Origin of the sequence: Kaistella polysaccharea (assembly GCF_020410745.1) — a bacterium.
GTDB lineage: Bacteria > Bacteroidota > Bacteroidia > Flavobacteriales > Weeksellaceae > Kaistella > Kaistella polysaccharea.
In genome coordinates, this window is the sequence record NZ_CP084528.1 from 221,664 (window position 1) to 234,741 (window position 13,078).

Annotated in this window: 13 protein-coding genes; 5 read left to right on the forward strand and 8 right to left on the reverse strand. The window is 37.9% G+C overall.

Features of this window, described 5'->3' with window-relative positions; all coding sequences use genetic code 11:
• Entirely contained in the window at positions 1 to 753 is a 753-nt protein-coding gene (gene hisF / locus LC814_RS00980) for an imidazole glycerol phosphate synthase subunit HisF (RefSeq protein ID WP_226064487.1), read from the forward strand.
• Between the two features lie 86 nt (positions 754 to 839).
• Positions 840 to 1,439, forward strand: a complete 600-nt coding sequence (hisIE, locus tag LC814_RS00985; protein WP_226064488.1) for a bifunctional phosphoribosyl-AMP cyclohydrolase/phosphoribosyl-ATP diphosphatase HisIE — start codon at positions 840 to 842, stop codon at positions 1,437 to 1,439.
• Positions 1,440 to 1,521: 82 nt separating this feature from the next.
• Here hisIE and rplT read toward each other — a convergent pair whose 3' ends face one another.
• Together rplT and rpmI are read right to left on the reverse strand one after the other, a co-directional pair.
• The gene (gene rplT, locus LC814_RS00990; RefSeq protein WP_226064489.1) at positions 1,522 to 1,866 is read right to left on the reverse strand and encodes a 50S ribosomal protein L20; all 345 of its coding nucleotides are present in this window, start codon (positions 1,864 to 1,866) and stop codon (positions 1,522 to 1,524) included.
• 117 nt (positions 1,867 to 1,983) lie between these two features.
• The gene (gene rpmI / locus LC814_RS00995; RefSeq protein WP_012782450.1) at positions 1,984 to 2,181 is read right to left on the reverse strand and encodes a 50S ribosomal protein L35; all 198 of its coding nucleotides are present in this window, start codon (positions 2,179 to 2,181) and stop codon (positions 1,984 to 1,986) included.
• A 529-nt stretch (positions 2,182 to 2,710) separates the two neighbouring features.
• Between rpmI and LC814_RS01000 the strand changes: the two genes are divergently transcribed.
• Positions 2,711 to 3,958 carry an amidohydrolase family protein gene (locus tag LC814_RS01000; RefSeq protein WP_226064490.1) on the forward strand — a complete coding sequence of 416 codons (1,248 nt, stop codon included), beginning with the start codon at positions 2,711 to 2,713 and terminating at the stop codon, positions 3,956 to 3,958.
• A 175-nt stretch (positions 3,959 to 4,133) separates the two neighbouring features.
• On the opposite strand, the gene LC814_RS01005 is transcribed toward LC814_RS01000, so the two are convergent.
• Positions 4,134 to 5,315: an MFS transporter gene (locus LC814_RS01005; RefSeq protein ID WP_226064491.1), complete on the reverse strand. Its 1,182-nt coding sequence runs from the start codon at positions 5,313 to 5,315 to the stop codon at positions 4,134 to 4,136.
• 182 nt (positions 5,316 to 5,497) lie between these two features.
• On the opposite strand from LC814_RS01005, the gene LC814_RS01010 reads away from it, so the two are divergent.
• Together LC814_RS01010 and LC814_RS01015 are read left to right on the forward strand one after the other, a co-directional pair.
• Positions 5,498 to 6,679: an MFS transporter gene (locus LC814_RS01010; protein ID WP_226064492.1), complete on the forward strand. Its 1,182-nt coding sequence runs from the start codon at positions 5,498 to 5,500 to the stop codon at positions 6,677 to 6,679.
• 356 nt (positions 6,680 to 7,035) lie between these two features.
• Positions 7,036 to 8,658, forward strand: coding sequence for an amidase (locus LC814_RS01015; protein ID WP_226064493.1), 1,623 nt, complete (start codon positions 7,036 to 7,038; stop codon positions 8,656 to 8,658).
• Positions 8,659 to 8,773: 115 nt separating this feature from the next.
• Here the strand turns inward: LC814_RS01015 and infC are convergent, their stop codons facing one another.
• From infC to LC814_RS01040, 5 genes are all read right to left on the reverse strand, one after another.
• Positions 8,774 to 9,280 carry a translation initiation factor IF-3 gene (infC, locus tag LC814_RS01020; RefSeq protein WP_226064494.1) on the reverse strand — a complete coding sequence of 169 codons (507 nt, stop codon included), beginning with the start codon at positions 9,278 to 9,280 and terminating at the stop codon, positions 8,774 to 8,776.
• Between the two features lie 92 nt (positions 9,281 to 9,372).
• Positions 9,373 to 11,292 carry a threonine--tRNA ligase gene (gene thrS, locus LC814_RS01025; RefSeq protein ID WP_226064495.1) on the reverse strand — a complete coding sequence of 640 codons (1,920 nt, stop codon included), beginning with the start codon at positions 11,290 to 11,292 and terminating at the stop codon, positions 9,373 to 9,375.
• 252 nt (positions 11,293 to 11,544) lie between these two features.
• Positions 11,545 to 12,069, reverse strand: coding sequence for a hypothetical protein (locus LC814_RS01030; protein ID WP_226064496.1), 525 nt, complete (start codon positions 12,067 to 12,069; stop codon positions 11,545 to 11,547).
• A 324-nt stretch (positions 12,070 to 12,393) separates the two neighbouring features.
• The gene (locus LC814_RS01035) at positions 12,394 to 12,759 is read right to left on the reverse strand and encodes a hypothetical protein (protein WP_226064497.1); all 366 of its coding nucleotides are present in this window, start codon (positions 12,757 to 12,759) and stop codon (positions 12,394 to 12,396) included.
• A 119-nt stretch (positions 12,760 to 12,878) separates the two neighbouring features.
• A complete protein-coding gene (locus tag LC814_RS01040; RefSeq protein ID WP_226064498.1) occupies positions 12,879 to 13,067 on the reverse strand; it encodes a hypothetical protein in 189 nt (62 codons plus the stop codon).
• Between the last annotated feature and the right edge of the window lie 11 nt (positions 13,068 to 13,078).

A 13,078-nucleotide genomic window follows, 5' to 3' on the forward strand; every position in this document is an offset into this window, starting at 1 on the left:
ATGTTGAAAAAAAGAATCATTCCGTGTTTGGATATCAAAGATGGAAAAACGGTAAAAGGAATTCAGTTTGAAGATTTACGAATTGCCGGAGATCCTGTAGAATTGGCGAAAAAGTATGTAAAAGATGGAGCTGATGAATTGGTTTTCCTGGATATTACGGCAACTTTAGAAGGAAGAAAAACTCTAATTGAATTGGTTGAAAAACTCAGTTTAGAAATCAATATTCCTTTTACAATTGGTGGAGGAATCTCTTCCGTTCAAGATGTTGCAGCTTTGTTAAAAGCGGGCGCTGATAAAGTTTCTATTAATTCTGCTGCAGTTCGACGTCCGGAATTAGTTCGGGAAATCGCCCAACAATTCGGAAATCAATGTGTTGTGGTTGCGATTGATACAAAGCAAAGTGACGGTGAAGACTACGTTTTCATCAACGGTGGAAAAATTAAAACCGAATTGAAAACTTTAGATTGGGTGAAAACCGTCACCGATTTAGGAGCCGGAGAAATTTTGCTGACTTCCATGGATTTTGACGGAACGAAAAATGGTTTCGATATCCGAATGCTGCAGAACGTTTCAGAAGTTTGTCAACTTCCAATCATCGCTTCTGGTGGTGCCGGAAAGATGGAAGATTTCACCGAAGTCTTTACTAAAACCAATGTTACAGGAGCTTTGGCTGCGAGTATCTTTCACTTTAATGAAATAAAAATATCGGACTTAAAAGAAAATTTAAAACAAAACAAAATATCCATACGATGAAATCGCTTTCAATAACTTTACAAATAAATACCAGTAAAGTGTAATGAGATTGCATATGACATTTGAAAATAATAAAAAATTTACCTATGAAATTAGATTTTGAAAAAGGAAACGGTTTAATTCCTGTAATTATCCAGGACAATCGAACACAACAGGTTTTAATGTTGGGTTATATGAATGAAGAAGCTTTAGAATTAACTCAAAAAGACGGACGAGTTCACTTTTTCAGCCGCACCAAAAACAGAATTTGGCTTAAAGGAGAAACCTCTGAAAATTATCTTTATGTAAAAAGTATTAAACAAGATTGTGATTCAGATGCTTTATTAATTCAAGCAAAACCGGCCGGAAATGTTTGTCACACTGGAAGTTTCAGCTGTTTTGAGGAGAAAAATTCAAAAGGTTTTTTATATGAATTAGAAGAAACCATTGCAGAGCGAATTGATCAAAAAGTGGAGAAATCGTACACCTATGATTTGTATCAAAGAGGCATCAATAAAATGGCGCAGAAAGTAGGAGAGGAAGCCGTAGAATTGGTCATTGAAGCCAAAGATGATAACGCCGACTTATTTAAAAATGAAGCCGCGGATTTGTTGTATCACTTCTTAATTTTACTAAAAGCAAAATCCTTTACTTTAAATGATATTGAAGAAGTTTTACAATCCCGAAATACCAAATCAAAAAAATAGTGTGGATCAATTTACAGCTGTAAAAAAGAAATCTCGCACCATTCCGTACGAGATCTATAATTGATAACAAAAAATTTTACATTTATTTTAATGAATCTACAATTGCTTTGAACGCTTCAGGATGATTCATCGCTAAATCAGCTAAAACTTTTCTGTTCAACTCAATGTTGTTCGTTTTTAGAGCGCCCATAAACTGGGAGTAAGACATTCCGTGTTCTCTCGCACCCGCGTTAATACGCATGATCCAAAGGCTTCGGAAACTTCTTTTCTTTTCTTTTCTACCGCGGTAAGCATATTGCATTGCTTTTTGCACGGCGTTTTTAGCTACGGTCCAAACGTTTTTTCTTCTACCGAAAAAACCTTTCGCCAGCTTAATTACTTTTTTTCTGCGAGCTCTGGAAGCTACGGCATTTACTGATCTTGGCATAATTAAATTTGTTTTTTTGAAAAGGGCGGTAAATTATTTCATTACACTTTTCTGCACCGTTTCAGGGTTAAATTTTCTGAATTTGTTAATTCTTATAAACCGATTGATTTATAAAAACTATCTTAAAGCTAATTGACGTAAAACGCTCTTTTTGTCCACTTCTGCAACGTAAGAAGTTTGCGTAAGATTTCTCTTTTGCTTTGTTTCTTTTTTAGTCAAGATGTGGCTTTTGAAAGCACCTTTTCTTTTAATCTTTCCGGTTCCGGTAAGCTTAAAACGCTTTTTAGCACCTGATTTAGTTTTTAATTTTGGCATTACTTGCTGCTTTTATATTTGTTATCAATATCTTTCCGAATCGCGTGGGCGAATCTTCAACAGACTGTTCCACGATTTTCAGACTGCAAAAGTACGAAATTTCAGTGAATTATAAAAAGATAATTTCTTCTATTATTCCAAAAGTTTTGGGCGTGTCCTTCAGTCGATCATTATTGCGCTCGCTTCGCTCGCGCAACCATTCACTCCTTCAGGTCGGGCTATCCACTCATACTCCTCGCGCCAAAGCTTTTCCCAACGCTTGCTCCGGGGTAACCGTTTCTATCCCTCACACAGAGGGAACGTAAGCGGTCAAGGTTTATCTTTAACTCAAATTATTCTACTTTAATTCTCGTTGTAGCATTCTATTTTAACAAATTCATATTTGGAATTGCTGTTTATTTTCCTTATATTACTGATGTTTATGATCTGACTATCAAACTTTTGACTTGGTTATTTTTTTTAAAAATTACAGGTAAATTAATAGACAGATCAAAAAAGAGATTCATCTGAAACATTAAAATGATCTAATATGAAAAAGAAATTTTTTAATGCGAAAATTTATCGCAATCCCGATGCTACAGAGATTATCGTAGAAAATGGCAAAATTACGCACATCGGAACTCACCTTCCATCTTGTGAAGAGGAAATCGATTTGAACGGTAAACTTGTTTTGCCGCCTTATGTAGATCCTCATCTGCATTTGGATTATGTATATACTTTATCTAAATTGGGCCAGGAAGGCGCGGGTTCCGGAACGCTCTTCGAAGCGATTGAACTTTGGCCAAAATTTAAAGAAACGCTGACTGTAGAAAGTGTGAAAAAACTTGCGATGAAAGGAATTAAGGACGAAGTTTCGCAGGGAGTTCAGCATATCCGAACGCATATTGATGTTACAGATCCAAATTTCACAGCGCTTAAAGCGATGCTAGAAATGAAACAGGACCTGAAAGATACCGTCGATATTCAAATCGTTGCTTTTCCGCAGCAGGGAATGTACACCTACAAAGGCGGACGGGATCTAGTGGAAGAAGCCCTAAAAATGGGCGCTGATGTCGTGGGTGGAATTCCGCATTATGAGCCTGCCCGGGAATTTGGCGAAAAATCAATTCATGACATTGTAGACTTGGCTTTAAAATATGACAAACAGATCGACGTGCACTGTGATGAAACCGATGATCCAAATTCACGTTTCGTAGAGCTGCTCAATGCGCTGGTGCTCATGGAAGATTATGGAACCATAACAACCGCGAGTCATACCTGCTCCTTTGGTTCAGCCGATAATTCCTACGCTTTCCGAATGATGGATCTTTTCAAGAAAAGTAAGATGAATTTTATTTCCTGCCCAACCGAGAATGCCTATCTACAAGGACGTCAGGATACCTATCCGAAACGTCGAGGTCTGACGCGAGTGAAGGAATTTATTGAAGAAGGAATTAATGTAGCTTTCGCCCAGGATTCCATCAACGATCCTTGGTACCCGATGGGAAATGGAAATATGATGAACATTCTGGACAATGGAATTCACCTGGCGCAGATTATGTCACCAGTTGAGATAGCAACCAATTTTGATTTGATTACTTATAACGGTGCAACGTGTTTAAACATTCAGGATCATTATGGTTTAGAGGTTGGTAAACCTGCGAACTTTATTGTTCTTAATGAAACTTCGGTATATGAAGCCATTCGAAAAAGAGTAGACGTGCTGGCTTCCGTTAGAAACGGAAACTTCCTTTTCCGCAAAAAAGAACAGGAATTCGACATTGCTTTAGATCTTTAATAAGTAGACTTGTTGCAGTTCCGGAAAGCGCTATATCTGCGATAGAATCTTTAGAAAATAGAATTATTGCTTCAAAAAAAATCTAAAACTAGCGATTCTTACATCAACAAAAACTTAAATAAAAAAGACTGTTATCAAATAGATAGCAGTCTTTTTTGTTTTGAGTCGAATAAAATTACAAGGCAGAACCTAAACTTCTCTTAGATAAATAAGAAATGACCAAGCCCGGCACTGATAATCCGATGGCTAAATAAATTAAACTCATCGGTGAAAACTGGCCAAGTAAGATTCCTCCCAGTGAAGTGGCAATCATAATCGATAAATTAAATACCGAAGACTGCACGGAAGTCGCAACATCTTTTGCGCTTTCTACCTGTCTGCTTACGGCAGCCTGTAATAAAGTGACCAACGGCCCAAAGGAAAGTCCCCATAAAAAGAAAGCGATATGACCGATTCCAGTAATATTTCCGAACATCAGAAACAAGCCCATAGAAATTATCAGCAAACCAAACATAGCGACAGTCAGCAGTCTTAAATGTTGGTCAGTGTATTTGATGGAGAGCAGGACAGAAATTAAAGAACCGATGCCGAAAAGAAGCAAAGCACTTTCTATTCCGCCCGCAAGTTGAATTTCATCTACAAGGCCTGTAATATATACATACACGCCGTAATGAGCGACCACTGCCAGCAACGTTAGCAAAAGTACGATTAAAACTTCAGGTATTTTGAGAAGCGAAAAAGGTGAGGAACCTTTCGTCAGTTTTTCGCCAGGAGTTGAGGGCAAAGCGAAGAAACTAATCAGAGCGATTCCTAAAATGACAGCTCCTAATCCAATGAATTCTGTTCGCCAGCCGTATTCATTTCCGATGAAAGTCATGACTGGCATTCCGACGCTGACCCCTAAAGTATTTCCAGCCATAATTACAGCGATGGCTTTTCCGTGATGGTTCTCTTTTACGAGCCGCATTCCATACGCGGCAATCATAGGCCACATCACACCCGCACAGATTCCACCGATTACTCTTAAAATAATAATCAGGGAATAATCATGCAGCAGTCCAGCAATAATATTCGACACCGAAAAACCGCCGAGTAAAATCAGCAAAAGCATTTTACGGTTGAACTGCATCGTCATAGAAATAAGTGGAATCGCAAAAATAGCAGAGGCGATGGCATAATAGCCGACGAGATTGCCGGTTTGCCCCTCCGTTATTTTTAAATCATCCATCATTTGAGGAAGAACGCCCGAAGGCATTAACTCCGAAAGTATTCCTACAAAAGTTACCGACGACATCAGCAACATGATCAGCCACGGGAAATTTTCTGAGGATTTCCGCGATAAATTTAGTTTACTCATCCTATCTATTTTGTGTTTAATATAAGGATTTTTTGTGATATTCGCAATTAGAGACTTTTGTATATTTTATAAAATCTTAAGAAAATAATAAAGTGGTCAATCTTAGAAATCTTTATTAAATAAGGGAAATAGATTTGATCGTGAAATATTTTTCTCATTTTTGCACTTTTAAACGTAGAAGGATGAAAGTAGATAAAAGAATATTACCGCTGGCTCTCGGAGGTTTAGGCATTGGAACCACGGAATTTGCGGTCATGGGTTTACTGCCTGATATTGCAAAAACTTTAGCGATTACCATTCCACAGGCGGGCCATTTAATTTCAGCATATGCTTTGGGAGTAGTTATTGGCGCACCTTTAATTATAGGATATGCCGTAAAATTTCCGCCCAAAAAAGTGCTGATCGCTTTGATGATAATATTTACTTTATTCAACGGACTTTCAGCACTCGCGCCGGATTATTCCACCATGTTGTTTATTAGATTTCTTTCCGGTTTGCCACATGGTGCTTTCTTCGGAGTGGGGACAGTGGTCGCAGCAAGAATGGCAAAAAAAGGGAATGAAGCCTTTAATATTTCACTGATGTTTACTGGACTCACCGTTGCCAATCTCGCGATGGTTCCTTTTGTTACGTATATTGGCCACACATTTAGCTGGCGCTGGTATTTTGTAATAGTCGGAATTATTGGAGTTGTAACCTTAATTTCACTAAAATTTTGGATGCCGGACATTGAAAGAAAAGGGGAAACTCATTTTCTGGAAGAATTAAAATTTTTGAAACACAGACAGTCCTGGTTGGTACTCCTGATTACCGCAATTGGCTTTGGCGGATTATTTACGTGGTTCAGTTATATCACGCCATTGATGACCGAAGTTTCAAAAATAGACAGCGGTTACATGGCTTATGTAATGGTCCTTGCGGGTGCGGGTATGGTCGTAGGAAACCTCGCTGGCGGATTTTTATCCGATCGTTTAGGACCTGAAAAAACCTGTTCTCTTTTATTGTTTTTAATGATGATTTCGCTGGTCGGTGTGTTCTTCCTGTCTGAGAACCAACCTGTTTCTTTAATCCTTACTTTTATATGTGGCGCGCTTTCGATGGCGGTGGCGGCACCGATTAATATTATGATGATGAAAGCCGCGCCGAATAGTGAAATGATGGCAGCCGCTTTTATGCAGGCCGGCTTCAACGGGGCAAATGCGCTCGGTGCTTTTTTGGGCGGAATCCCGTTGGAAAAAGGATATGCCTTCAATTATCCCGCACTTGTCGGTGTAGGTATGACGTTTATCGGATTACTATTCAGTTTGAGGTATTGGTATCTGCATGAAAAAGGCAGTTTTAGTACGGATACTCTGGTCCTTTGATTCTGGATTGATTTTTACGTTGATAAAACAAGACTTCGAAAAGTATCCTTCCTATATATAAGTCAAAGTAGCGCGATTTCGAAATCATAACTTCCGCTGTCGCACGACTCTTTTGTTGGACTATAAAAATTTAAAAAGCAACTTTTAATATGATGTATTCATAATGTTTACTCGGCTGCGTAAAATCTCCCTCCTTGGAGAATCTGATCAATTTTTTAAAAGATCGAGACAACTAAGGTATAAATTTACGATGCTTAGAATTACTTGTTGAAAAAAGAATAATATTCTGCCAGGTTTTTTTGTATTTTTAAACATCAAAAATTCTAAATATTATCCTTTTGAAATCTTAAATACTCATGAAAAGAAGCGATTTTTTAAAGAACACAGCCTTGGCCGCGATTGGCATCCCAACATTATTTGCTACCAATTCGTTTACCGAAAAAAATACAGATTCTAAATTAGAATATATCTCGGAAGATTTCGATAATAATTTTGAATTAGATGAAATGACTGTTTCAGAACTTCAAGACAAAATGGAGAAGGGAACTTACACTTCGGCGCAAATTACCCAACTTTACTTGGACCGAATTGAACCCATTGACAAAAATGGACCGAAACTCAATTCAATAATAGAAGTGAATCCAGACGCTTTAAGCATTGCAAAAGCCATGGATAAAGAAAGAAAAGATGCTAAAATCAGAGGTCCTTTACACGGAATTCCTGTGGTCATAAAAGATAATATTGATACAGCAGATCAAATGATGACCACAGCGGGATCACTCGCTTTGGTCGGCAACATAGCGAAAAAAGATGCCTTTATTGTGACGCAACTCAGAAATGCGGGTGCAGTAATTTTGGGAAAAACCAATTTAAGTGAATGGGCAAATTTTCGTTCAACAAATTCCTCTTCAGGGTGGAGCAGTCGTGGTTTGCAAACAAAAAATCCTTATATCTTAGATCATTCGCCGTGTGGTTCAAGTGCTGGTTCTGGCTCAGCGGTTTCGGCAAATTTATGTGCGATTGCAGTAGGTACAGAAACCGATGGTTCGATAACTTGTCCGGCGTCTATTAATGGCGCAGTCGGTATAAAACCGACGGTTGGTTTGGTGAGCCGTTCAGGAATAATCCCAATTTCAAGTACGCAGGATACCGCAGGGCCGTTGACGAGAACTGTTACTGATGCGGCGCTGCTTTTGGAAGTTCTAGCAGGCGGTGACAGTGCAGATCCTGTGACATTAGGAAGTAATGGGCAAAACACGAGTTATACCAAATTTTTAGATAAGGAAGGTTTAAAAGGAAAGAGAATTGGTGTGGAAAAGAAAAAATATACCAATCAATTCCTAAATGAATTACAAGAAAAAGCGTTGGATGTTCTAAAAAAACGCGGTGCCACAATCGTAGAACTTGATTATTTAGACAGCATTAATGCATTGGGAAGTGATGAATTCGAAGTATTAAAATATGAATTTAAAGATGGTGTAAATTCTTATCTCTCGAACGCGAACACTAAGATGAAAAGTTTGGCAGCAGTGATAAAATACAACAAAGAGAACGAAGACGTTGTAATGCCAACTTTTAAGCAAGAACTCTTAGAACAAAGTGAAGCCAAAAAAGGTTTAAAGGACGCTGCTTATCTTAAAGCTTTAAAAAATAGTCATAACGGATCGAAGAAAATTATTGACAGCATCATGAAAAAAAATAATCTCGATGCGATTACGGGCTTAACAATGGGACCAGCTTGTAGTATCGACGTTATTTATGGGGATAAATGGGGCGAGGTTTCTCTTACTGCGCCCGCTGCAATGAGTGGTTATCCGCATATTTCTGTGCCTTGTGGTAAAGTTTACGATTTACCAATTGGTTTGTCTTTTTTCAGCGGTGCCTATCGTGAAGGTGAAATTATTACATTAGCCTATGCATTTGAACAAGCCACAAAACACAGGGTGAAACCAGATTTTAAAAAGTCTTTTTTGGCTTGATGATTTATTTATTTTCCCACCAAGAATAAAAAAAGAGACTCCACAAGAGTCTCTTTTATATTTTATCATACAAAGCGATGTAATGATTAAATCACCACATCACGAAATCTGTAAATTACTTAGCCGGTTTTTTCGGGCTCATCATCATAATCATTCTCTTACCTTCTAATTTAGGCAATTGATCAACTTTTCCAACGTGCTCTAATTCCTGCGCTAATTTTAAAAGAAGAATTTCTCCCTGATCTTTAAATATAATTGAACGCCCCTTAAAGAAAACATATGTTTTCAATTTTGAACCTTCTTCTAAAAATTTTTCAGCGTGTTTCTTTTTGAAATCGTAATCGTGCTCATCGGTCTGAGGACCGAATCTGATTTCTTTTACGACAACCTTAACTTGTTTCGCTTTTAGCTCTTTTTGTTTTTTCTTTTGCTCATAAAGAAACTTTTTATAATCCAGAATTCTGGAAATAAAAGGTTCTGCTTTATCTGAAATAACCACCAAATCCAAATCCTGATCTTTTGCTATTTCTAGAGCTTTTTCTAGCGGATAAACTCCGGGTTCCACATTATCACCTACTAAACGTACTTCTCTTGCCCGAATCTTTTGATTAATCTGGTGCAAATCTTCTTGAACACGTCTCTGTGGACCTCTACCTCTGTAATGAAATTTTTGTGCTATGGTGTCTTTTTTTAATTGGTTAAATTCTAAATTTTCTAAATTTTTGCTTCTTTTTTGAAGTAGTTGATAAAGTCCTCAACGCTCATGGCTCCTAAATCGCCTTCACCTCTTCGTCTGACAGAAACAGTGCCGTTAAGTTCTTCACTTTCACCAACGATAAGCATGAAAGGCAGTTTGTTTATTTCTGCGTCCCGGATTTTTTTACCCGTTTTCTCGTTGCGTTCGTCAATCAATCCACAAATATCGTGATTTTCCAGCAATTGTGAAACTTTTTTTGCATAATCCACATATTTTTCGCTGATCGGTAAAATGGTAAACTGATCAGGAGCCAACCAAAGCGGGAAATCTCCTGCAGTATTCTCCAGAAGTATGGCAATAAATCGTTCCATGGAACCAAAAGGTGCTCTGTGAATCATGACAGGACGATGTTTCTCATTATCGCTGCCGTTGTACCATAAATCAAATCTTTCCGGTAAATTATAATCCACCTGAATAGTTCCTAACTGCCATTTTCGACCCAAGGCATCTTTCACCATAAAGTCTAGTTTCGGGCCGTAGAAAGCTGCTTCGCCTGTTTCGATTACATAGTTTAAGCCTTTCTTTTGAGCGGCCTGAATAATAGCATCTTCGGCTTTTTTCCAGTTCTCATCAGAGCCGATATATTTTTCTTTGTTCTCTGGATCTCTCAAGGAAACCTGAGTTACAAAATCTTCAAATCCTAAGGATTTAAAAACGTAAAGCGTTAAATCTATTACATTTTCAAATTCCGCCATCAATTGATCTGGTGTACAGAAAATGTGTGCGTCATCTTGTGTAAAACCGCGAACTCTGGTCAAGCCATGAAGTTCTCCAGACTGTTCATATCTGTAAACTGTTCCAAATTCTGCAAAGCGTTTTGGTAAATCTTTGTAAGACCATTGTCCAACTTTGTAAATTTCGCAGTGATGCGGGCAGTTCATGGGTTTTAACATAAACTCTTCACCTTCGTTTGGAGTCTTGATGGGTTGAAAACTATCAGCTCCATATTTATCCCAGTGTCCTGAAGTTACATATAATTCTTTCGCTCCAATATGTGGAGTCATCACAAATTCGTAACCTGATTTCTTCTGCGCCGCAGAGAGAAATTCTTCTAATTTTTTCCGTAAAGCAGTTCCTTTTGGAAGCCACAAAGGTAGACCTGCGCCTACTTTGTCAGAGAAAGCAAAAATGCCGAGTTCTTTGCCTAATTTTCTGTGGTCGCGTCTTTTGGCTTCTTCTAAACGCTCTAAATATTCGGTTAAATCTTTTTGTTTAGGAAAAGTAATTCCGTAAACCCTTGTTAATTGTTTGTTTTTTTCGTCACCGCGCCAGTAAGCGCCCGCAGCGTTTAATACTTTTACTGCTTTTACTATTCCAGTGGCGGGAATGTGACCACCGCGACACAAATCTGTAAAATTATCGTGTGTACAGAAAGTTATTTCGCCATCGTTTAGATTGGTGATTAATTCTGTTTTATACGGATTGTCGGCATATTCTTTCAAAGCGTCTGCTTTTGAAACGGCATACAAACTGAAAGTTGAATTCTTCTTCGCGTTTTCGAGCATTTTTTTCTCGATTTTCTCGAAGTCTTTTTCCGATAAAGTTTCGTCGCCGAAATCTACATCGTAATAGAAACCTTGCGCAATTGCGGGTCCAATAGTCAGTTTTGCCTCCGGATAAAATTCCATAATTGCTTGCGCCAAAAGGTGAGCGGAGGAATGCCAAAATGCTTTTTTACCTAAATCATCATTCCACGTAAGAAGTTGAATTGTAGAATCGGTAGATATTGGCGTGGTGATTTCAACCTGCGTACCATTTACCATTGCGGAAATCGTATTTCTGGCCAAACCTTCGCTAATTGATTTTGCTACATCGAGCGGAGTTACCGCGCTTTCAAATTCTTTGATGCTTCCATCGGGAAGAGTAATTTTTATCATTATGAATACAAAATTTAAGTTGCAAAAATACAAATTTTCTGTGAGTAATATCGAGGGTGATTTCCACCTTGTTTAAGAAGCGGGAAATTATATTTTAGTCCCGATTGAACGGCATGTTTGAGCTCTCCCGATTTATCGGGAAGCGAGTAGTGAAAGCGGGTTTGCTTTTTGGACCGTGCAAAATTTTCGGACTTCTAAAAATAATGGCCTCAAAAAAATTTGAAGCCATTAATAATGAATATTTATAAAGTCCTAATTTTCTGATCCCTGAGAATCCATGTCGTTTTCCATTCCATTATCTTTTACATTGTAAAACCGCTCTTCATTGGTAAAATAAAGATTATTTTTGGCTTTACTGATAATTCGCGCGCGTTTCTCCTCACTTAAATCTGTGGACTTCGTGGTCTTATGCGTACCTTCATAACGGTCTTTCGTAAAATCATTTACGTTGATCGCACCTTCGGCATTCATAATATCCCGTGCTTTTTCTGCCTGGCTCATATCGTCGGCATATACGGTTACCAGATTAGATTTTGTTCCAGCATAGCTGTATTTATTTTTTTCATCTTCATCATCGCCGAAGAGCCAGTTCCAAAACCCAGAAGTTTTCTCATCTTCATCGAATTGATAGTTGGCAGAAGTTTTATCGTAATCTCCAGTGGTAGAATAGCGGGAAACTTTGTAATCATCTTTCGAGAAACCTGAATGGTCTAATTGATTTGCAGCTTTATCTGCATCTTCATTGGTTGGGAACATTCCCACAACGGTGTACGACATAATTTTAATTTTAAATGTTTAATAAATTGTGATTTGGCTGGTTAACTTCCATCAAAAATCATGACAACGAGGGCGTATTTCACAAAATTTAGAAATCTTTAACACCAATAATTTTCGTGAGAGAATGGTTTATCTTTATAATATAGATAGGAAGATTTATAAATCTACACTGTAATAAAACGGATGATGCCACGAATCAAGCGCAACAAATTATATTACTTTACAAAATTACCGCAACCTCTTGGTGTCCGCGAGGTGTTTAGACGATACAGCAAAGAGCTCAATTTAATGACAAAAAATAGTTATTTTCCAGCTCAAAATATCTTAGCCTGTCGTCCTTATATTAGTAAACCGGGATTTCTTATTTGTTTTTGGGTGCGCAGAATAGGGGAGAAGAAGCATTGTCGTTGTCGAAATAATTGTTCGAAGTTTTAGTCCTTCTGCTTTTAACCGAATTGCGCCTGCTTTCAATAGAATATTTTTTGCTTGATGCGCTCGGTTGATGTTCGGCGTATAAACGTCTACTTTGGTTTTTTCAACAAAATGATCTTCTGAAAGTACTTCAGGGCGCACGTTTGCATTTTGTGTATATCCGAGAAATTCCTGAATGAAACCGCAGGATTCTAACTGATTTGAGGCCGAAATCGCATCGTGTTCCGTTTCAAAAATTCCGGCAATAGTATAAGTCATGATTTTGGGTGTTTAATTCGAAAATTAGAATGGTTTGCATAGGAGATGCAAATGTTGTGACTTTCGTGACCTTTTTGCAAACTTTAATTTTTTTTAACAGTTCACAAAAAAAGCGAAAATTAATTTTCGCTGTTATGATCGGTGTTATCTGTCTTACCTTCGGGGTTGAGTTTGGAACTTTCTTTAACTTCCTTCTTCATCGTTTTCTCTGATTTTACTTTTTCGGAAGCTGCAGGAACATTTGGGAAGTCCTGATTTTGTTTGATGACTTCTGCTTCTTCTGTTTTTTTATTCTTTTCGTTATGCATGATTTGTTTTT

Excerpts from the sequence above, each read along its gene's own strand:
- hisF (WP_226064487.1), top strand. The coding sequence starts at position 1 with ATGTTGAAAAAAAGAATCATTCCGTGTTTGGATATCAAAGATGGAAAA.
- hisIE (WP_226064488.1), top strand. The coding sequence starts at position 840 with ATGAAATTAGATTTTGAAAAAGGAAACGGTTTAATTCCTGTAATTATC.
- rplT (WP_226064489.1), bottom strand. The coding sequence starts at position 1,866 with ATGCCAAGATCAGTAAATGCCGTAGCTTCCAGAGCTCGCAGAAAAAAA.
- rpmI (WP_012782450.1), bottom strand. The coding sequence starts at position 2,181 with ATGCCAAAATTAAAAACTAAATCAGGTGCTAAAAAGCGTTTTAAGCTT.
- LC814_RS01000 (WP_226064490.1), top strand. The coding sequence starts at position 2,711 with ATGAAAAAGAAATTTTTTAATGCGAAAATTTATCGCAATCCCGATGCT.
- LC814_RS01005 (WP_226064491.1), bottom strand. The coding sequence starts at position 5,315 with ATGAGTAAACTAAATTTATCGCGGAAATCCTCAGAAAATTTCCCGTGG.
- LC814_RS01010 (WP_226064492.1), top strand. The coding sequence starts at position 5,498 with ATGAAAGTAGATAAAAGAATATTACCGCTGGCTCTCGGAGGTTTAGGC.
- LC814_RS01015 (WP_226064493.1), top strand. The coding sequence starts at position 7,036 with ATGAAAAGAAGCGATTTTTTAAAGAACACAGCCTTGGCCGCGATTGGC.
- thrS (WP_226064495.1), bottom strand. The coding sequence starts at position 11,292 with ATGATAAAAATTACTCTTCCCGATGGAAGCATCAAAGAATTTGAAAGC.
- LC814_RS01030 (WP_226064496.1), bottom strand. The coding sequence starts at position 12,069 with ATGTCGTACACCGTTGTGGGAATGTTCCCAACCAATGAAGATGCAGAT.
- LC814_RS01035 (WP_226064497.1), bottom strand. The coding sequence starts at position 12,759 with ATGACTTATACTATTGCCGGAATTTTTGAAACGGAACACGATGCGATT.
- LC814_RS01040 (WP_226064498.1), bottom strand. The coding sequence starts at position 13,067 with ATGCATAACGAAAAGAATAAAAAAACAGAAGAAGCAGAAGTCATCAAA.